The organism is Stenotrophomonas sp. 63632_Sma (assembly GCF_056482875.1).
This window is the reverse complement of record NZ_CM151220.1, coordinates 144073-163307: the sequence shown is the minus strand read 5'-3', so window position 1 is coordinate 163307 and position 19235 is coordinate 144073. Positions and strand designations below refer to the sequence as shown.

The following is a 19235-nucleotide window of genomic DNA, read 5'->3' as shown; positions in this document are numbered from 1 at the left end:
TTCCCCATTGGGGCTGCGGCATGACTTCTTCTTCCCACCGGGTGCAGGGCCTCAACAACGACGAGGTCGCTGCCGACTGGCCGCCGATCAGCACCGCAGACCTCGCGTGGCTGCGCCAGCGCTTTCCGCAGCTGGATGCGGGCAGCCAGCCGCACTGGCACAGTCCTCGACCGTTGTCGGCCGCCGCCATCGTCAATGGCACGCGCGGACCGGTGTTCATCAAGCGCCACCACCACAGCGTTCGCAGCGCCGCCTGCCTGGAAGAAGAACACCACTTCATCGCCCATCTCGCTGCCGCCGGCGTACCGGTGGTGCAGGTGCTGGCGGCAACCGATGGCCACACCGCAGTAGAGCACGGCGAATGGACCTTCGAACTGCATGCCGTGGGCGTGGGCGAGGACCTGTACCGCGATGCCGTGTCGTGGTCGTTGCTGACCGATGTCGCGCAGGCCCGCGAAGCCGGCCGCATGCTGGCCCGGCTGCACCGTGCCGCCGCCAGCTATCACGCGCCACAGCGCAGTACCCATCTGCTGGTGGCGCGCGACGATCTGATCCGCGCCGACGATCCCATCGCCGCGATCAAAGCCGAACTGCCCACACGACCGGGGCTGGCCCGCTACCTCGCGCGCATTCCATGGGAAACCCAGCTTCGCCGCGACGTGCTGCCGTGGCATGCCGGCCTGGCCGAACGCCTGCGCGACGAGCCACGGCTGTGGGCGCACAACGACTGGCATGTCTCCAACCTGCTGTGGCGCGACGGGCAGGTCAGCACCGTGCTGGATTTCGGCCTGGCTTCGCCCACCAGCGCACTGTTCGACCTCGCCACCGCGATCGAGCGCAACGCAGTGGCGTGGCTGGAACTGGAGCGCGGCATGGAGGCGGTGCGCATCGACATCGCACTGGCGTTGCTCGACGGCTACCGCGAGGTGCTGCCGCTGTCGGCGGCACGCGTGCACCTGCTGGCCGACCTGCTGCCGATGGTCCATTTCGACTTCGCACTGTCCGAAGTGGAGTACTTCGAAGGCGTCACCGGCTCGACCGCGAACGCGGATGTGGCCTGGCAGCCCTTCATGCTGGGGCACCCGGCGTGGTTCCACGGCGCGCCGGGGCAGGCACTGCTGCAGGCGCTGCACGCGGCAGCCTGAAGGGCACCGGCTCGCAAATCCGTACCATTTGTAGTGAAATGGTCACCTGAAGCGGGGGTGCCTGGATCTGCCAGGCTGAGAGAGTCCCTTGGAACCTGATCCGGTTTGCACCGGCGTAGGGAGCTTTGAGCCGCAGCCACACCCCCGTCATGGCGGTGCACCTGCGCGCCGTCGCTTCGTCTCCCTTGTTGTCCGAAGACGAACCGAATGAACCGCTGCCTGCGCCCCACCCTGCTCTCCCTCGCCCTCTGCGCCGCCTTGCCGCTGCATGCCAGCGAGGCCGACGCTGCCACCGATGCGGCTGCCACCGGCGCCGAGCGCTCGCCCACCGAACTGGCGGCAGTGCGCGTGCAGGCCGGCAAACCCAAGGCCGATACCTCGCGCGTGAACGCCTTCGGTGGTGGTTCCTGGAAGGACACGCCGGCATCGGTGAACGTGCTCGAGCGCGACTATCTCGACCGCCGGCAGGTGCGTTCGCTGTCCGAGCTGGCCAGCAACGATGCCTCGCTGGGCGATGCGTATGCGCCGGTGGGCTACTACCAGAACATCGCCATCCGCGGTTTCGCGCTGGACGCCGCCACCGGCTACCGCTTCAACGGCCTGTCCATCGCCGGCGAACAGCGCCTTGCGCTGGAGAACGTGCAGTCGGTGGAGATCCTCAAGGGTGAAGCCGGCCTGGCCGCAGGCGTGATGGCGCCCGGCGGCATCATCAACTACATCGGCAAGCGCCCGGCCGAAGTGCGCACCGCCACGCTCGGTACCGACTCGGAAGGCTCGCGCTACGTCGCCGTCGATGTCGGCCACTGGATCACCCCGCGTTTCGGCCTGCGCCTGAATGCCGCATGGGATTCCAGCAATTCCTACGTCGAGCACGCCGATGGCCGTCGCAACTTCTACTCGCTGGCCGCCGACTGGCTGATTGGCGAACGCGGCAAGCTGGAAGTGGATGCCAACTACCAGACCAGCTCGCAGCGTTCGGTGTCCGGCTACCAACTGCTGGGCGCGCGTGAGCTGCCGCACGGCGTGGATCGCGAATTCCTGCTCGGCTACCAGCCGTGGCAGCGGCCGGTGGATATCGCCAGCACCAACATCACCGCCCTGCACACCTACGACTTCAACGATGCCTGGCAGTCGCGCGTCTCGGTCGGCCACAGCCGCTCGGTGATCGATGACAACGTCGCCTTCGCCTACGGCTGCTACTACGCCACGCAATGCGCCGATGGCAGCGTACCGGGCAACTACTTCGCGCCCAATGGCGATTACGACGTGTACGACTACCGCAGCCCGGACGACACCCGCCGCAACCAGCAGGCCCGTGCCGAGCTGCGTGGCCGCTTCGAGACCGGCAGCGTCGGCCACCAGCTGACCATCGGTGCCGATTACTTCCGCCGCACCGTGGACAAGCGCCCGAGCGTCAACGAGTACGTCGGCACCAGCAACATTCACGACGCGCAGGTGCCGGTGTTCGAGCCGTCGCCGAAGATGCCAGGGCCGTCCGCACGACGCCTGGACAGCCGCCAGACCGCGTTCTTCGCGCTGGACCGGATGAGCTTCGGTGATGACTGGCAGTGGCTGGCCGGCGGCCGCTTCGTGCGCCTGGACGAGCGTGCCTACGACAAGCGTGGTACCCCGCAGCGGCACAGCCGCCTGTCGCGTTTCCTGCCGCAGACCGCCGTGGTGTGGAAGGCCACCGATCAGCTCAATGCCTATGCCAGCTATGTGCGCGGCATCTCGCTGGGCCAGGAAGCGCCATTCTGGACCAGCAATGCCGACACCTTCCTGCCATCGGTGCAGTCGCGCCAGCTGGAAGTGGGCGTGAAGTACGTGCCGGTCGAGGCGCTGACGCTGGGCGCAGCCGTGTTCCGCATCTCGCAGCCGTACCAGTACGCCAAGCCGGACAGCAGCGACGTCGGCTACACCTTCGTCGAGGAAGGCACGCAGACCCACACCGGCCTGGAGCTGACTGCCAACGGGCAGCTGACAGACGCGCTGCAGATCGTGGCCAGCGCCAGCGTGCTGCAGGCGCGCGCGCGCGACACCGGCACCCCGGCCTATGAAGGCCATCAGTTGGTGAATGTGCCAAAGGTGCGCGCCAGCGTGCACGTGGCCTATGCGCTCCCGTTCGTGCAGGGCCTGGATGTGACCGGCGGCTGGCGCTATGCCGGTGCCAACGTGGCACGCGCCGACGGTGGTGTACGCGCACCGGACTACTCGGTGTTCGATGCCGGTCTGCGCTTCCAGCATCGCCTGCACGAGCGTGCGGTGACCTGGAACCTGTCGGTGGACAACGTGTTCAACCGCTTCTACTGGCGCGATACCGGCAGCAGTGGCGGTGACTACTACCTGTTCCCCGGCGCACCGCGACAGGCCCGCCTGTCGGTGACGTTCGCACTGTGAGCGGCGTCATGCTCGAGTGGACCGCCGCGCTGTGCAGCATCCTTGGCGTATGGCTGATGGCCAAGCGCCGGCTGGTGGCGTGGCCGGTCGGCCTGCTGTCGGTGACGCTGTACGGGCTGGTCTTCGCCGAGGCCAAGCTGTATTCGGACACGCTGCTACAGGTCGCCTTCGGTGGTTTCCTGATCTATGGCTGGCTCAACTGGCGGCAGCACGCCTCCGACGAGGGCAGCGTCCGCATCGTGCCACTGGCACGCGGCAAGCTGCTGCGCGACCTGGCCATCGGCCTGTGTGGTGGCGTGGCGCTGGGTGCGGCCATGCACACCTTCACCGATGCCGCGCTGCCGTGGCTGGACGCGATGCTGACCGCGCTGAGCCTGGTGGGCCAGTGGTGGCAGGCGCGCCGCCACGTGGCCTGCTGGTGGGTGTGGATCGCGGTGGACGTGGTGTACGTGGGCGCGTACCTGTTCAAGTCGCTGCACGTGACCGCCGCGCTGTACGTGTTCTTCCTCGGCCTGGCCGTGTTCGGCCTGCGCGCATGGAGCGCAGCCGCGCGTGAACCGCAGGTGGCAACGCAGTAGCGCCACGCCATGCGTGGCCGGGGCTTACCGGTAGTCACCAACCTTGGTTGGCGCGCGTGCCGACCAAGGTCGGCATCTACCCAACACATCCACGCAGGGCCTGAATCTACTGCACCCGCAAGATCAGTAGAGCCACGCCATGCGTGGCTTGGGGCTACCGGTAGTCGCCAACCTTGGTTGGCGCACGCCTGCCGACCAAGGTCGGCATCTACCCAACACATCCACGCAGGGCCTGAATCTACTGCACCCGCAAGATCAGTAGAGCCACGCCATGCGTGGCTGGGAGCCTACCGGTAGTCGCCAACCTTGGTTGGCGCACGCCTGCCGACCAAGGTCGGCATCTACCCAACACATCCACGCAGGGCCTGAATCTACTGCACCCGCAAGATCAGTAGAGCCACGCCATGCGTGGCTTGGGGCTACCGGTAGTCGCCAACCTTGGTTGGCGCACGCCTGCCGACCAAGGTCGGCATCTACCCAACACATCCACGCAGGGCGTGGATCTACTGCACCCGCAAGATCAGTAGAGCCACGCCATGCGTGGCTAGGGGCCTACCGGTAGTCGCCAACCTTGGTTGGCGTGCGCGTGCCGACCAAGGTCGGCATCTACCAGGCGCATCCACGCATGGCGTGAATCTACTGGGTAAGCAGCAGGCCCAGCCGCAGCGGCTGACGCATGTCGGCCGGTGGCGCGGCCTGCAACGGCGCGGCCTGCAGGGTCGCGCGCAGGTCGGCGTCGACCTGGGCGTCGCCCAGGCTGTCGAATTCGAGTTTCGAAATGCGGCCATCCGCCGCGATCCACACGCTCACCGACAACGGCGTCGGCGTATCCGGGTGTGCCTGCATCCATTCCAGCACGCGCTGCGCCTGCGGGTCCTGCTCCTGCTGCAGGCGCTGCTGCAGCTGGCCACCCACGGCGGCGGCATAGGCCATCCAGTGTGCGGGAGCCTCCTGCGCGGAAACGCTGGCACTACCAAGTGCGAGCGCACCGAACAACGCGGCCAGCGGCCGCCACCAGCGGCGTGCGCCGGTTGTGTTCCTTGCCATCGCCATCGCCCGCCCCTGCGCTCTCATCCAACGTCTGATGGTCGGCGCGGTAGATGACAGGCAGATGGCGGGCGGCGCTGGCCGGCGCGATCAATCGCCCAGGTCGGCCAGCACCTTGCGCGAGGGCGCGAAGAAGGTCACGCCGGTGGTGGCGGTGGAGAAGTCGAGGATGCGGTCATGCAGCGGCGCAGGATTGCCGATGAACATGCGCTCGAGCATCTTCTCGATCACCCACAGGCGGCGGGTATAGCCGATGAAGTAGGTGCCGTATTCGCCACGGCCCGGGTTGGCGAACGGCATGTTGTCACGCAGGATCTCGTGCTCGCCGTCGGCGTCCTCGATGGTGCACAGGGTCTTGTGCGATTTCTGTGCATCGGCCGGTGCATCGTCCAGCTCGATGTTGTCGTGCTTGGTGCGGCCGATGATCGCTTCCTGCGCCTCGGTCTTCTGCGCGCGCCAGGCATCAAGATTGTGCAGGTACTTCTGCACCACGACGTAGCTGCCACCGGCATGCTCCGGATCTTCATCGCCCACGATGGTGGCTTCCGGCAACGACAGCCCTTCCGGATTGGCGGTGCCGTCGACGAAGTCGAGCAGGTCACGGCCATCGAAATAACGGAAGCCGGCCACATCATCGACCGTTTCCACCGCATCGCCGAACGCCATCAGCAGGTTGCGCTCGAATGCCACGATCAGGTCCATGGTGCGCGCACGGATGTGGTACAGCAGGTCACCCGGCGTGGACACCGCGGTGTGAGTCGCGCCCTTGATCTCGCGGAACGGCTTCAGTTCACGCGGCGGCGTGGTGCCCACCAACGGCTGCCACACGCGGTGACCAATGGCCACATTGCAGGTGAAGGTGCGCTCGATTTCACGGATGGCAGTGTTCTTGATCAGGTCATCGGTGCTGGCCAGCACCTCGCGTGCCTTGGCGATCGACGCCTCGTCATCCTTCACTTTCAGCACCAGGAACGCCGCCGAATGGGTGAGCGGCGCGGTGATCTGCTGCGGCTCGTTGTCGAGCGTGTGGTTGAGGGCGGTGATCGGTGCGGGCTGGGAGTTCACGGCGGTTCCTGCTGGCTTGAGGCGGGCGCATCGCGTGTGGCGATGTGCGGGCGATCATAGCGGAACCGCCTGACCGGGGACGGAGCGGTTCTCGTTCCGTCCACCGGCGAAGGTACGAAGACCTCAATCCATATCACTCCAGACCGCCAGCTCGTAGCCATCCAGATCGCGGAAGTGGAAGCGGCGGCCACCGGGGAAGGCGAATACCGCCTGCACCACCTCGCCACCGGCGGCAATCACGCGCTGCTGGGCGTCGGCAAGGTCCGCGCAGTAGAGAATCACCAGTGGGCCGCCCTGCGCACGTACCGGTGTGTCGGACACGAAGCCGCCTTTCAGGCGGCCGTCGTCGAACTCGGTGTAGGCCGGGCCGTAGTCCGTGAATTTCCAGCCGAATACCTCGCCGTAGAAGCGCTTGCTGCGGGCGATGTCGGCGACGTTGAATTCGATGTTGTCGATGCGGCGCTCGGCATCGCGGGGTGCGGCGTGGCTCATGGCGTGACTCCTGGGTGGGAGCCCCAGCTTCGGTCAGCGCGGCACGGCGGTCTTGAACAAAACGGCCATCATCGGCCCCATTCCAGGCGCAGCTGCCGTGCGGTCATGCTGGCAAGCTCGCGCGCCTCACGGCTGAGGTGGGCCTGGTCGGCATAGCCGGCATCAGCGGCCAGCATCGCCAACGAGTGCTGCGGCAGCGCGCGGCTATGGCGAAGAAAGCGCTGCAGGCGCAGGATGCGCTCCAGCGTCTTGGCGCCGTAGCCGAACTGCGACTGGCTGAAACGGCGCAGGCTGCGCGGGCTCAGGTTCAAGCCTGCCGCCAGCTCGTCCAGCGTAGCTTGGCCACGGCCAAGCGCGTGGAACAACACATGAGCCCGTTGCGCCTGCACGTCGAGGGCCGCCGCGCCCATGTGCTGTTGCAGGCACTGCGCCATCCGCTGCAATCGTTGAGCCGGCGCGGTATCGCCAATGGAAGCAGCGGCTGCTGTGGCCCATCCGCCCTTCAGATCGGCCAACGGCACCGCCTGTCCAATGATGCCGGCCAGTGGCAGTCCCAGCGCGGCCAATGCCTGGCCAGGTCGGAAGCGTGCCCCCAGTACCTGTGCACCGGGTGCCAGTGCCGGATGTGCAGCCACCCGATCCGGGCCGACCACGAACAGCGCGCCGTCGCGCCAGAGGATATCCACGCAGCCATCGGGCAATACGGTGATGTGCCCATCGGCATCGGCAGGGAGCTGGCTCTGCCACAGCTGGCCGAAGTGGCCACGCAGCGGCGCAGGCACCAGATGCTCCTGGTAGGCCATGCCAGTACCTGCGAGGGAGGAAGGGTCGCCCATGCCGCATTGTGGCGCCACAGGGCCCATAAAAGTGAAGCCCGGCGCGAGGCCGGGCTTCGGTTGGCGTGTGGGAGAGAGAGAGAGTCACACGCCAGCACAACACGCACTAACGACAGGCGTTTGTTACCAGGTGAAGCGCGGGCCCACGAACCACTCGCGGTCGCCGGCCTTGGCCAGCTTCACTTCGCCACTCAGGCCCCAGTTCTGGTTGAACTTGGCGGTGGCGCCGACGCGGCCGTAGAACTCGCCGTCCGGGTTGTAGCCGTGCTTCTTGCTGAAATCTTCGTAGCCGGCCATCACGTAGCCTTCCACGTACGGGTTGAACGCGGTGCGCACGCCCACTTCGGTGGAGTAGCCGTTGAAGTCCAGGCCGCGCTTCTCGTCGTACTTCTGGTACGCAACACGGGCCACCAGGTCGGTGTTCGGTGCGATGCCGTAGTTGTAGCCGACACCCAGGCGCCACTGGTCGACGTCATTCTTGAACTTGTCGGTTTCCTGGGCGCTGTAGTCGCCAAAGACGTGGAAGTTCGGGTGCACCGCAACGGAACCCTTCACCTTCCAGCCATCGGCGTCGCCGCCCTTGGCATCGGTGTTCACGTAGCCGCCTTCAACGTAGTTGTACGACAGGCCATCGGTTGCCGATGCAGCGAACGGCAGAGCAGCCAGAAGACCCAGGGCAAGCAGCGAATTCTTGTTCATCGGGACACACCTTTAATTATTTTGGTTTCGTCGACCGCCTCCCGGGAGGGGGAGAGAGAGGAGGCGGTCGACAGGTGTGAATTATCCGTTAGGGGGTCTAATCAACCCTGAATATTGAACTGACTGGTGTATAAATAAGGCTGGCGTTCAGGGAACTCCGCATGGCATTGCTGTCGGCTTCTTACGCGCATCACGCTCGATGCTTGATGCGGGCACTGATCCTGATCGCCTCGCCGATCGCGCTGCTGCAGGCACAGGCGGCTGAGCGTGTCGGTCCTGCCGGGCACATCGTCGTACAGACAGACGATGTCACGCGCTTCTTCAAGGTGCTGGACGCCAACCATGGGCGCCCAAGCGCCGATGATCTGCAGCACGGCTATCTGGATGCGGGTACGGATGCCCTGCGCAGCTTCACCGACAGCCGTATCGGCTCGATGGAGCGGCTGGCCAGGGCCATCCAGGACAAGCCGGCATTGTTTGCGAAAGCGAGAACCTGCGCGACCGCATTGCCATCGATCCGCACGCGCGTCGCCGCTGCCGTCGATCAGCTCGGCGCCTTGTTGCCGTCTGCGCGCTTTCCTCCGGTCACCGTACTGGTGGGCCGCGGCAACAGTGGTGGCGTTACCACCGAAGCAGGCGTGGTCATTGGACTGGAAGCGCTGTGCAATGCGGACTGGATGCAGGCCGATGCAAGCGACCGCTTCGTGCACCTGATCGCCCATGAGTACGTGCACGTGCAACAGCCCGGCGCGCGCGTTGATGTCGAGCAGCCCACCCTGCTCTATCAGACGCTGCTGGAAGGCGGCGCCGAATACGTGGCCGAACGGATCTCCGGGCAACCGGCCAACGCGCATCTGCAGCGTTGGGCGCAGGGTCGCGAGTGTGCGCTGGAGCGCGCGTTCCTGCAGGACAGCATGGGTACCGATCTTTCGAGGTGGCTGTACAACGGCCCCGGCGACGATACGCGCCGCGGAGATCTCGGCTACTGGATCGGCTACCGCATTGCCCACGCCTATGTTGCGCGCGCGCCCGACACGCCCAACGCCATCGCCGAACTGCTGGATGTCCAGCCTGGAAACGCTGCAGCGCTGCTGGAAGCAAGTGGATGGCAGCCTGCGTGCGGAGCAGGCGAAAGCACACAGACGCACATGCCGTGATGCCGGCTTCATGCAGGTGAATGGGTGATATTGAACAGGCACAAGGCGATACGCCGGTGCAGATCAGCTCGCTTGATCCCGCTTGTTAAGGTTCGTTGATTTACAGGCCTTCACAGCCCATCCACGTACTCAAATTCCAGCTGAAAGCGCTTGGTAGCGCCGGGAACAAACGCCGCTATATTCCAGCTTCCCCAGACGAAGGAGGGAGTGGAATGAAACTGACCTCGCAACACATGAAGATGGCCCGTGCACTCAGCGTGGCGCTCATCGCCACCGTGAGCCTTGGCGCTTGCGCCTCTTACAAGAACGAGTTTGCAACGATCAACTCGCGTCTCGACCAGCTCGATGTAAAGGTGCAGGGCGCCGCCCAGAGTGCCGAGTCCGCCAACCAGTCGGCGCAGCAGGCCAACCAGCGTCTGGACCAGATCGAAGGTCGCGTGCAGCAGCTTGAAAGGGCACCAGCGGGCCGCAAGCCGCGCGGCTGATCGCTCCCTCACCGTTTGAACTGATCCACCTCTGTATCGGGAACCAGTGGCCTTCGCCGGCCACTGGCATCCTTCCACCAAGATTGCACTGCAAGGAGCCGTCCCATTCGTACCTCCTCCTCCCCTGCGCGCCGCGCCCTCCATGCCGCACTGGCCATGGCACTGGCCGTTGCGTGCAGCGGCGTAGCCAACGCCAGGGACAAGGACGCACCTGCACCCCTGGTCGCCGCAGTCGATGAACTGCCCGCTGACCAGAGCGTGTCCGAGACGGTGATCGAACTGGCCGGCTGGGTAGTCGCCAGCAAGGACAACCAGGGTTATCCGTTCGCAATCATGGACAAGGCGGCTGCGCAGGTACTGGTCTTCGGCGGAGACGGCAAGCTGCGCGGTGCCGCACCGGCGCTGTTCGGTTCGGCCATCGGCGATCACTCCGCACCCGGCGTTGCCAAGCTCGCGCTGAGTGCGATTCCAGGCCATGACCGCACCACGCCTGCTGGCCGCTTCATTGGCGGCTACGGCCCCTCCGACGATGCCGGGCGCGTGCTGTGGGTGGACTACGATTCCGCCGTTTCGATGCACCCGCTGCCGCCAGGCACTCCGAAAGAGAAGCGCGCCGAACGGCTGGCATCACCTTCGCCGGACGACAACCGCGTTACGCACGGCTGCATCAACGTCACGCCTGCGTTCTACGAGCAGATCGTGCAATCCACGTTCGAGAAGGGCGGCGTGTTCTACATCCTTCCGGACAAGGATTCGATCGCGAAGACGTTCCCGGAGTTCGCGCAGAGCCGGGGCGAAGCAAAGGACGAAGACGAGAAAGGCGCGCGGCGCGCGAGCAAGTAACAGACGCTTTGCCTGCGGCCTGTTGACGATGCGAGCCTGCGCTGCAGGCAGAGGTTCCCGGGTGCGCTTCTGGCAGGCCCCACCTGGACCCCACTCATCGCGGACGTCCCACCCTCGTGGCGCTGCCCATATGGACCGGATGAGGCATCGCTCTCTCACGGCGTCAAAGAATCCTTGAGTTCATGAGGATTTTTTGCAGGCTGGACGCCTTTGCAGATAAATCCTTATTTCAATGAGGATTTTCTTGCATCCAGCTCTTTTGCGAAAAAATCCTCAAGATCGAAAGGATTCCAAGGAATCCTGGGTTTTGCGCGAAGAATCCTCACTGCAGTGAGGATTCTATGGTATAGACGATGGGTCGAATCCAGAGCGTCAGGCTCTGCTGGGGGAGTTCCCATTGAAGATCAGGCTTGAGAAGGCTGAGGCCTTGGGACCACTGGTGAGAGCCGCCCGCAAGCATCAGGGACTGCGCCAGGATGCAACCGCCGAAGGCATCGGGGTCAGCGAGAATTTCCTGGCCAAGGTCGAACGCGGCGGTACCACGGTGCAATGGGGCAAGTTGTTCACCGTGCTTGACGAGCTGGGGCTGCATGTCGAAATCGACGTGCCGGACGAAGCGATGGCCCTGCTGGCCAAACGTGCCAACGGGAAGGTGCCATGAGCGCCCCCCGTATTGATCTCAAGGACGTCATTACAACGACCGTCCTGTCTGGACTGCACTATCCGCTTCCACCACGCGAACTGCAGGTCAGCATCGACGAAGCGCCGGTGGGCCGCCTGACCGAAGCAGCAAACCTGTGGCGCTTCACCTATGCGCCGGAGTGGCTCGGCAGCGCACATCGGTTTCCACTGGCGCCTGCGTTGCCACTGCAAGACACCGCCATCCTCGATGGCTCCAGCCAACGCCCCGTGCAGTGGTACTTCGACAATCTGCTGCCGGAAGAGCAGCAACGCACGCTGATGGCAACCGATGCCAGGGTGGATGGCGCGGACGCGTTCGCATTGCTGGCCGCCTATGGCGCGGAATCGGCAGGCTCGTTGACGCTGCTGCCTCCAGGCCAGCGCCTGCCACCCGGCGGCAGAAAACCACTGCCCGATGCGGAACTCTCCACGCGTATCCAAGGCCTGCCACGCACGTCGCTTGCGGCGGGTGCCGCCAAGCGCATGTCACTGGCAGGTGCCCAGCACAAGCTGGCAATCATCGAGACAGGGGGAGAACTCTACCAACCTCTGGGCGCCGAGCCCTCGACCCACATCCTCAAGCCTGACAGCACCAGCAGCAGTTATCCCCACAGCGTGGCCAACGAGTGGTTCGTGATGCGCCTTGCACAGCGCATGGGGCTGCAGGTGCCGAAGATCGAGCGCCGCTACGTACCGGAGCCGGTCTTCATCATCGAGCGCTTTGATCGCGAAATCACCGCCGATGCCATCCATCGCCGTCATGCCATCGACGCCTGCCAGCTGCTCAACCTCGACCGGCAGTTCAAGTACACGCTCGGCAGCATCGACACCCTGAAGGTCATCGTCGAGCAATGCAGAAGCAAGCTCAAGACGCGCGTCCGCCTGTTCGACTGGTTGATCTTCAATGTACTCACCGGCAACAACGATGCGCACCTGAAGAACCTGAGCTTCCTGGTCGACAGCAGGGGCATCGAACTGGCCCCCCACTACGACCTGCTGTCCACCGCATGTTACGAGACCCGCGCGTATGCCGACGAGGGCGCACGTTGGCCAGAACGCTCGGAACTGTCGTGGCCCATTCTCGGTGTCGCGCGCTTCCACGACCTTCGTTTCGAGCATCTGGTTTCTGCCGGTGAAGCGCTGGGCCTGGGAAGGCCGGCTGCCACCCGGCAGCTGCGCCATCAGATCGACCGCATCACGAGCGAAGCCCAGGCGCTTTACGCGCTGGTGCTGCAGGAAAACCAGCAATGGTCGACCCGTTTCGACATCGGCCCAACCTTGGAAGGCGAAGTGCATTTCCTGAGAACACTGGTCCACGTGATCATCGCCGACATGGTGAGGCAGCTTTCACCCGCATGATGCGGCCGCCGGAACATCATCCGGCGTCACCACCGATTACTCGCAGGACTCGCCTTCTTCCTTCAGCATCGCTTTGTCCACCGGCTGCTCGCGCTCGATCAGCGCGCGCTGCTCGTCGCTGGGTTCACCCAGCCACCAGATTCTGCAGCGCGCGGTAAGGCGGCCGACCATCTTCGACTGATCGGGCGAGTACAGCATCGCCAATGCGGTGCCGGGGCAGTCGTGGGCCTGGCAGGCGGTGTAGAACCACCATGGCTCGCCCTGCAGCACCACCAGCTCGCCGGGCCCGCTGGGCCCGCTCAACAGGCGTTCGCGCAGCGACGGAATCTCCTTGTCAGCAGATTCGGCCGCGGCTGTGTTCTTCATCAGGGCGTTGAACGCGGCCAGCACCTTCGGATCCTTGCGGCCACAGTCGTCCACGGTGTTGCCGCCCACCAGGGTGAAGAAATGCGTCGCCAGCGGGTTGTCCGCACAGGTGAGTTCTCCGCCGGCGCTCGGGTCTTCCGGTTCGCCTTCGTTGTCCCACACCGAGGGGTCTACGCCGTCTTCGATGGACGGCGCCTGCTCGACCACCGTTGCCGTGGCCGCAGGTGCTTCGGTGGTTGGTGCCGGTGCGGTCGGTGCTGCATCCGGCGCTGGTGCCTGTCCGCAGGCGGCCAGCAGTGCGACCGTCAGTGCCATCCCTGTGATTCGAATCTTCATTCCTTGTCCTTGTCTGATCTGCGGTGCATGCCGCCGCGCGGGCGCCTGCGTGATTCTAACCAGCAGCGCGCTAGGATGCGTTCGCACGTTCCCGTCATCGCCTGGAGCCGGACGCATGCACCGCACACGACTCGCCGTGATTTTCTGCAGTGCCCTGCTGCTGGCATCGCCGGCCATCGCCCACGATGCTGAAGGTGCGAAGCCCGCACAGCCTCTTCCTGATGCGGCCCTGCCCGCGACGCTGGACCGCGTACTGCGCGACTACGAGCAGGCCTGGCGCACGGGCGATGCCAGGGCACTGGCTGCGCTGTTCGCCGAGGATGGTTTTGTGCTGCAGAGCAACCAGCTACCGGTGCGTGGGCGCAGCGCGATCGAAGCCGCGTATGCCGGCCAGGGCGGCAGCCCGTTGCGGCTGCGCGCGCTGGCGTACTCGGTGGAGGGCAGCACGGGCTACATCATCGGTGCCTACACCTACGGCAACAACGTGGGGGACACCGGCAAGTTCACGCTGACGCTGAAGCGCGTGGGCGACGGGCCGTGGTTGATCTTCTCGGACATGGACAACACCAGCGCGCCGCCACGGGCGCGGTGATGGATTCCGCCGGGCATGGCCCGGCGCTACCGGGCGCCAATCAAGGTTGGCTGCTACCAGAAGCGGATTCCGGAGTAGATCCACGCCATGCGTGGATGGGCCACACACATAAAAAACCCCGGCACGTAGCCGGGGTTTTTCGATTCACTTGAACAGCGTGTCCGGATACTCCGGTTTCTGTTCCCGTGCCAGCAGCGCGCGCAGGCCTTCCTCAGGCGTCTGCTCGCCGTGCAGCACGGCACGCACGCGGTCCGAGATCGGCAGGTCGATGCCATGACGGCGTGCCTGTCGCATCACCTCGTCGGCGGTCTGCACCGACTCGACCACCTGGCCGATTTCGCGCACGGCATCCTGCAGCGTCTGGCCGCGGCCCAGGGCCAGGCCCAGGCGGCGGTTGCGCGACAGGTCGCCGGTGCAGGTCAGCACCAGATCGCCCAGGCCCGCCAGGCCCATCAGCGTTTCCGGCTTGGCGCCGATCGCCGCGGCCAGGCGCAGCATCTCGTTGAGGCCACGGGTGATCAGGCCGGCACGGGCGTTGAGGCCCAGCTGCATGCCGTCGGCCACACCGGTAGCCACGGCCAGCACGTTCTTCATCGCGCCGCCCAGCTCGGCACCGACCATGTCGTCGCCGGTGTAGGCGCGGAACGCCGGGCCATGCATCGCCTCGGCCACCGCCTGCGCGAACTCGGGCACGTCGCCGTGCACGGTGATCGCGGTCGGCAGGCCCTGGGTCACTTCCTTGGCGAACGACGGACCGGTGACGACGGCCAGCGGCACGTCCTCACCCAGCACTTCGCGCGCCACTTCATGCAGGAAGCGGCCCGAACCAGGTTCGAAGCCCTTGGTGGCCCAGGCCACGCCGGCACCGGCCGGACGCAGCGGCGCCAGCGCACGCACGGTTTCACCGAAGGCATGCGACGGGGTGACCACCAGGATCCAGGCGGCGCCCTCCACTGCCGACGCCAGGTCGGTGGTGGCACGCAGGCTGTCCGGCAGCGGGATGCCCGGCAGGTAGCGCGGGTTCTCGTGGCGCTGGTCGATGGCCTCGACCACGGCAGCGTCGCGCCCCCACAGCACGGTCGGGTGACCGTGCCGTGCGAGCAGGCTGGCCAGCGCGGTTCCCCAGGAACCGGCGCCAAGCACGGCGATCTTGTCAGCGGTAGTGCTCATCCGTGACGTCGCGGCAGGAATCAGGCGTTGCCAGCCGGCTCGGAGTCAGCCAGCGACGGTGCGTCGCCCTGCTCCTGGCGCTGGCGCAGGGTTTCTGCGTACAGGCCTTCGAAGTTGATCGGCTGCAGGAAGAACGGCGGGAAGCCGCCGGCCTGGATCAGGTCGCTGATCAGCTGACGCACGTACGGGAACAGGATGTTCGGGCACTGGGTGCCGAGCAGCACGTCGATCGACTGCGGGTCCAGGCCGACCAGGCCGAACACGCCGGCCTGCTTCACTTCGGCCACGTAGGCGGTGCGCTCACCGGCCTGGCAGGTCAGGGTCACGGCCAGCACGACTTCGAAGGCGTTCTCGCCCAGGCGCTGCACCTGCTGGTTCAGGTTGAGCTGCAGTTCCGGCTGCACCTGGTCATTGAAGATGGTCGGAGCGTTCGGCGACTCGAAGGAGACGTCCTTGACGTAGATCTTCTCGACGGTGAAAGCAGGGCCGGTAGCGGCATCGACCGGCGCAGCGGCGCCGTTGGTGATCTCTTCGGACATTTCCAGTAACTCCAGGTGAATGCAATGAAAACGATGGTCGAACTACTGCGATGGGGGCGGGATCAGGCCCATACAAGGCCGGATCCGCCACCTGCGGCAATCAGTTGCGGCCCTTGACCAGCGGCAGCTCGGCCTGCTGCCAGGCGGGAATGCCGCCGTCGAGCACGTAGACCTTTTCGAAGCCGGCCTTCTTCAGCGCCTTGGCGGCGGTTTCCGAGGCGTTGCCGCTGCGGCACACCAGCACCACCGGCGACTGCTTGGCGTTGGCCACCAGCTTGTTGTCCGGGCCGAAGGCACTGGCCTGGGCATTGCGGCTGCCGGCAATGTGGCCCTTCTCGAAGTCACCGCTGGCCGACAGGTCGACCACCACCGTGCCACCCGCGTTGATCAGCTGGGTCAGTTCGGCGGGCTTGATGCCCTTGAAGCCCCGGAACAGGCGGCGGATCTCGGTGACGATGATGGCCACGGTCAGGCCGACCAGGGCCGCGGACAGCATCGGGTTTCGGCCTGCAAAGGCCAGCAACTCTTCGTAATTCACTCAGGTCACGGGTCGATTAAGCGGGCGCCGATTGTCGCACAAGCCGGACGCGGCCCGTCACTGCCCCTTCCACAGGTCCGGCAGGCCGGCGGTCTGCCACCAGCGCTTGGCCTCGGCATCCCAGCGCCAGCGCTCAACCACCACCACGGTGCGTTCGGCCTGGGTGTTCTGGTTGATCACCCCGATTTCGACCCGGCGCTCGACCAGGCCCCCGTCCAGCGCGGCGCTGCTGCGCTCGCGGTAGGACGACACGCGCAGCTGCGCGTAGCGGTTGAGCTCGAACTCGGTGGGCGGCTTTTCCTTGCGCAGCTTGGGGTCCAGATAGCCGATGGCATCGTCCATGCTGCCCCAGCGGATGGTGGCGCCGTAGGCGATCTGGGTCTCTTCCAGCAGCTTGCGCTGCTTGCGGCTCAGGTCGTCGGCCGAAGCCACGGCGCTGGCCAGCAGCAGGGAACACATCAGGAACTGGATGAGGCGGCGCATCGGTGGTTTCCCCAGAACGTCAGCCTGCCATCCTACCCTTTGGCGAAGGCAACGAAGCGACCGCTGAACTCGGCGGCGGGCTTGCCATCGGCACCGGGCTGGGTGGCGATGATGCTGATGCGGGCCTTGCGGCGCTGGCGGAAGGTGTTCAGGAAGGCATCCCAGCCAGTGGCCTCGGCCGCTTCGGCATGGGCGTGCAGGTCTTCGTAGACCGGTGCCAGGTAGCGCAGGTTGCTGTCGGCCACGTAGACCTCGGCATCGTGGCCGGCCAGGCGCAGGCGCAGGCTGACCAGTGCCCAGCCGGACAGGGTCAGCACCGAGGCCAGGCTGCCACCGAAGGCGTTGCCCTTGTCGTTGACGTTGGCGGCCAGCGGCGCGGTGATGCGCAGCACGCCATCGGCATAGCCGTCGAGCTGGATCTGCATGGCGCGGACCGCCGGCATGCAGTCAAGCACGTCCTGCAGGGCGGCCAGCGAGGAAGTCAGAGCATCAACGGACATCGGAGCAGGGACCACAACAACGAAGGGCCCGCATAATGCAGGCAATGGCCGACCATACGATACCCACTGGCGCCGCCGGTTCCGAACCGGGCTGGACCTTCATTTCGCTGCGACCGCAGGGCCAGAATTCCGCGCTGCGCCGCGCCGTTGCTGGGCTGGGCGGGCATGTGCTGGCCCTGCCACCCTGGCGCCTGCAGCGCCTGAACGGCACGCCAGTGGTGCACCAGCTGCAACGCGCGCTGAACTGCGATCGGGTGGTGTTCACCAGCCCGGCCGCTGTTACCGCAGCCGCCACCCTGTTGCCACTGGCCGAGGCACAACGCAGCCCGTGGCTGACCGTGGGCGAAGGCACTGCGCGCGCGCTGCGGGCGCAGGGTGTCGCCGAGGTGCATGCGCCGCAGCGGATGGACAGCGAGGGCCTGCTGGCGCTGCCGGTACTGGCGGACGTACGCGGCCTGCGTATCGGGCTGGTGACCGCCCCCGGCGGGCGCGGCCTGATTGCCGCGCAACTGCAGGCGGCCGGCGGCAGCATCGAGCGCGCCGATGTCTATCAGCGTCGCCTGCTGCGCCTGTCGCCACGCACGCTGGCTCGATTGGCGCATTCAGCGTATCCGTGGGTGCTGGCGGTCAGCAGTGGTGAGGCGTTGCTGCATTTCTGGCAGCAGCTTCCGCCGGCATTGCAGCAACGCTGTCAGGCACATGCCACCGCCGTCGTGGCCAGCGAACGGCTGGGCGAACAGGCGCACGCATTGGGGCTGCAGCGCGTGGTGCGCGCGGCCGGGCCCACCACCGCGCAGCTGGTGGCGGCTGCACACGCCACGCTCACCGTCCCGGCAGCGAACTGAACAGGGACGTGGGTCACGCTTGCCGCTGTGGTCGGCAACAGTGATGCTGTGCACAACGCGGCCTGCCGGAACCTGACCGGCGACGGTGCCGACAAGGAAGCCCCATGAACGAGACTCCGCCCGTTTCCCCGCCCCGTCGACCCGTGCGCTGGCTGCTGCCGCTGGCCGGGGTGGTCGTGCTTGGCGTGGGCGGCTATGCCGGCTGGTACGTCTGGCAGCAGCAACAAAACGAACAGGAAGCGCAGGCGCAGACCACGGCCGTACAACTGCAGGGCCTGCAGGCGACGCTGGATGCATTGCGCCGCGACCAGCGCGCAACCAGCCAGCGCCTGCAGGATGCGGCGACCACCAACCGCGTGCTGCGCGACGAGATGCTGGGCCTTTCCCAGCGCAGTGCGCTGCTGGAAGAGAACCTGGCCAAGCTGGCCGACAGCGCCAACCAGGGCCGTCAGGCGGTACAGCGCGATGAGGCCGAACTGCTGCTGACCCAGGCGGCGCAGCGCCTGAACTACGCCGACGACGTGGAAGGCGCACGCCGCCTGTATGCACAGGCCGCCACCGCGCTGGCCGATCTGCCCGACAGCGACGGCCTGAACCTGCGCCAGGCCCTGGTACAGGAACGGGATGCACTGGATGCGCTGGGCACCGGCCCGCGCGTGCAATCGCTGCAACGCCTGGATGCCCTGGCCAAGGCCCTGCAGGGCCTGCCCTCGCAGGTGACGGGTGGCACCGCGCCCGGAGCCGGCAAGCCCTGGTGGCAGGCCACGCTGGCTCCGTTCGTGGATATCACCCCGAGCCGCCAGAATGGCCCGCTGACCGCCGCCGAACGCCGCAATGCCGACGATGCGCTGCAGCTGGAACTGACCCTGGCGCGTGCCGCAATCGAACGTGGCGACCGCACCGGTCGCGATACCGCGTTGGCGCGCGTGGAACACTGGGCACAGCGGCGTTGGCCGGATTCACCGGCCCTGCGCGCGCAACGTGCTGAACTGAAGGCCTTGCGCGAGCTTCCGCTGCAGGCCAGCAACAGCGTTCTTGGCAGCACCCTGCAGCAACTGCGCACCCAGACCGACCGGAGGTAA

General features: G+C 66.1%; 22 protein-coding genes and 1 riboswitch. Of the genes, 11 read left to right on the top strand and 11 right to left on the bottom strand.

Going from position 1 to position 19235, the window contains the following annotated elements; genetic code table 11:
• The first annotated feature begins 20 nt into the window (after positions 1-20).
• The 3 genes from ACZK45_RS00735 to pnuC all read left to right on the top strand — a co-directional run bounded on the left by ACZK45_RS00735 (position 21) and on the right by pnuC (position 4120).
• Entirely contained in the window at positions 21-1145 is a 1125-nt protein-coding gene (locus ACZK45_RS00735; RefSeq protein WP_253145701.1) for a phosphotransferase enzyme family protein, read from the top strand.
• A gap of 43 nt (positions 1146-1188) precedes the next feature.
• A riboswitch (TPP riboswitch) is annotated at positions 1189-1284 on the top strand.
• Between the two features lie 68 nt (positions 1285-1352).
• Positions 1353-3542: a TonB-dependent receptor gene (locus ACZK45_RS00730; protein WP_253145699.1), complete on the top strand. Its 2190-nt coding sequence runs from the start codon at positions 1353-1355 to the stop codon at positions 3540-3542.
• A gap of 8 nt (positions 3543-3550) precedes the next feature.
• Positions 3551-4120 (top strand): nicotinamide riboside transporter PnuC, encoded by a 570-nt coding sequence (gene pnuC, locus ACZK45_RS00725; protein WP_125893076.1) that lies wholly within the window; start codon positions 3551-3553, stop codon positions 4118-4120.
• A gap of 636 nt (positions 4121-4756) precedes the next feature.
• Here pnuC and ACZK45_RS00720 read toward each other — a convergent pair.
• The 5 genes from ACZK45_RS00720 to ACZK45_RS00700 all read right to left on the bottom strand — a co-directional run bounded on the left by ACZK45_RS00720 (position 4757) and on the right by ACZK45_RS00700 (position 8259).
• Positions 4757-5173 (bottom strand): hypothetical protein, encoded by a 417-nt coding sequence (locus tag ACZK45_RS00720; protein WP_125893075.1) that lies wholly within the window; start codon positions 5171-5173, stop codon positions 4757-4759.
• Positions 5174-5257: 84 nt separating this feature from the next.
• The gene (locus ACZK45_RS00715) at positions 5258-6232 is read right to left on the bottom strand and encodes a Dyp-type peroxidase (RefSeq protein WP_049423112.1); all 975 of its coding nucleotides are present in this window, start codon (positions 6230-6232) and stop codon (positions 5258-5260) included.
• 123 nt (positions 6233-6355) lie between these two features.
• Entirely contained in the window at positions 6356-6724 is a 369-nt protein-coding gene (locus ACZK45_RS00710) for a VOC family protein (RefSeq protein WP_049423115.1), read from the bottom strand.
• 68 nt (positions 6725-6792) lie between these two features.
• Positions 6793-7560: a helix-turn-helix transcriptional regulator gene (locus ACZK45_RS00705; RefSeq protein WP_125893073.1), complete on the bottom strand. Its 768-nt coding sequence runs from the start codon at positions 7558-7560 to the stop codon at positions 6793-6795.
• Between the two features lie 123 nt (positions 7561-7683).
• Positions 7684-8259, bottom strand: coding sequence for an OmpO family porin (locus ACZK45_RS00700; protein WP_004134798.1), 576 nt, complete (start codon positions 8257-8259; stop codon positions 7684-7686).
• Positions 8260-8465: 206 nt separating this feature from the next.
• Here ACZK45_RS00700 and ACZK45_RS00695 point away from each other — a divergent pair, with 206 nt between their 5' ends.
• The 5 genes from ACZK45_RS00695 (at position 8466) to ACZK45_RS00675 (ending at position 12784) form a co-directional block, all read left to right on the top strand.
• Positions 8466-9416: a DUF2268 domain-containing putative Zn-dependent protease gene (locus ACZK45_RS00695; protein ID WP_369352970.1), complete on the top strand. Its 951-nt coding sequence runs from the start codon at positions 8466-8468 to the stop codon at positions 9414-9416.
• A 212-nt stretch (positions 9417-9628) separates the two neighbouring features.
• Positions 9629-9901: a hypothetical protein gene (locus ACZK45_RS00690; protein ID WP_012509703.1), complete on the top strand. Its 273-nt coding sequence runs from the start codon at positions 9629-9631 to the stop codon at positions 9899-9901.
• A gap of 156 nt (positions 9902-10057) precedes the next feature.
• Complete coding sequence (locus ACZK45_RS00685; protein WP_478445291.1) at positions 10058-10744, top strand: hypothetical protein; 687 nt, start codon at positions 10058-10060, stop codon at positions 10742-10744.
• Positions 10745-11183: 439 nt separating this feature from the next.
• On the top strand, positions 11184-11405 hold the full coding sequence (locus ACZK45_RS00680) for a helix-turn-helix domain-containing protein (protein WP_200881082.1): 222 nt from the start codon (positions 11184-11186) through the stop codon (positions 11403-11405).
• A complete protein-coding gene (locus tag ACZK45_RS00675; RefSeq protein WP_100435579.1) occupies positions 11402-12784 on the top strand; it encodes a HipA domain-containing protein in 1383 nt (460 codons plus the stop codon). Before ACZK45_RS00680 ends, ACZK45_RS00675 begins: the two co-directional genes overlap by 4 nt.
• Positions 12785-12820: 36 nt before the next feature.
• Here ACZK45_RS00675 and ACZK45_RS00670 read toward each other — a convergent pair whose 3' ends face one another.
• Positions 12821-13486: an Ivy family c-type lysozyme inhibitor gene (locus ACZK45_RS00670; RefSeq protein ID WP_253145862.1), complete on the bottom strand. Its 666-nt coding sequence runs from the start codon at positions 13484-13486 to the stop codon at positions 12821-12823.
• A 115-nt stretch (positions 13487-13601) separates the two neighbouring features.
• Between ACZK45_RS00670 and ACZK45_RS00665 the strand changes: the two genes are divergently transcribed.
• Positions 13602-14078 (top strand): YybH family protein, encoded by a 477-nt coding sequence (locus ACZK45_RS00665; RefSeq protein ID WP_125893065.1) that lies wholly within the window; start codon positions 13602-13604, stop codon positions 14076-14078.
• 144 nt (positions 14079-14222) lie between these two features.
• Here the strand turns inward: ACZK45_RS00665 and ACZK45_RS00660 are convergent, their stop codons facing one another.
• From ACZK45_RS00660 to ACZK45_RS00640, 5 genes are all read right to left on the bottom strand, one after another.
• The gene (locus tag ACZK45_RS00660; RefSeq protein WP_004153554.1) at positions 14223-15248 is read right to left on the bottom strand and encodes an NAD(P)H-dependent glycerol-3-phosphate dehydrogenase; all 1026 of its coding nucleotides are present in this window, start codon (positions 15246-15248) and stop codon (positions 14223-14225) included.
• Positions 15249-15268: 20 nt separating this feature from the next.
• Positions 15269-15787, bottom strand: a complete 519-nt coding sequence (secB, locus tag ACZK45_RS00655; protein WP_005407596.1) for a protein-export chaperone SecB — start codon at positions 15785-15787, stop codon at positions 15269-15271.
• A 100-nt stretch (positions 15788-15887) separates the two neighbouring features.
• Positions 15888-16325: a rhodanese-like domain-containing protein gene (locus tag ACZK45_RS00650; RefSeq protein ID WP_004134671.1), complete on the bottom strand. Its 438-nt coding sequence runs from the start codon at positions 16323-16325 to the stop codon at positions 15888-15890.
• A 57-nt stretch (positions 16326-16382) separates the two neighbouring features.
• The gene (locus tag ACZK45_RS00645) at positions 16383-16808 is read right to left on the bottom strand and encodes a hypothetical protein (protein ID WP_049423133.1); all 426 of its coding nucleotides are present in this window, start codon (positions 16806-16808) and stop codon (positions 16383-16385) included.
• Positions 16809-16840: 32 nt separating this feature from the next.
• Positions 16841-17308, bottom strand: coding sequence for a YiiD C-terminal domain-containing protein (locus ACZK45_RS00640; protein ID WP_005407593.1), 468 nt, complete (start codon positions 17306-17308; stop codon positions 16841-16843).
• A 35-nt stretch (positions 17309-17343) separates the two neighbouring features.
• Here ACZK45_RS00640 and ACZK45_RS00635 point away from each other — a divergent pair, with 35 nt between their 5' ends.
• Positions 17344-18153, top strand: coding sequence for a uroporphyrinogen-III synthase (locus tag ACZK45_RS00635; RefSeq protein ID WP_049462221.1), 810 nt, complete (start codon positions 17344-17346; stop codon positions 18151-18153).
• A gap of 104 nt (positions 18154-18257) precedes the next feature.
• Positions 18258-19235 (top strand): uroporphyrinogen-III C-methyltransferase, encoded by a 978-nt coding sequence (locus ACZK45_RS00630; RefSeq protein ID WP_132808745.1) that lies wholly within the window; start codon positions 18258-18260, stop codon positions 19233-19235.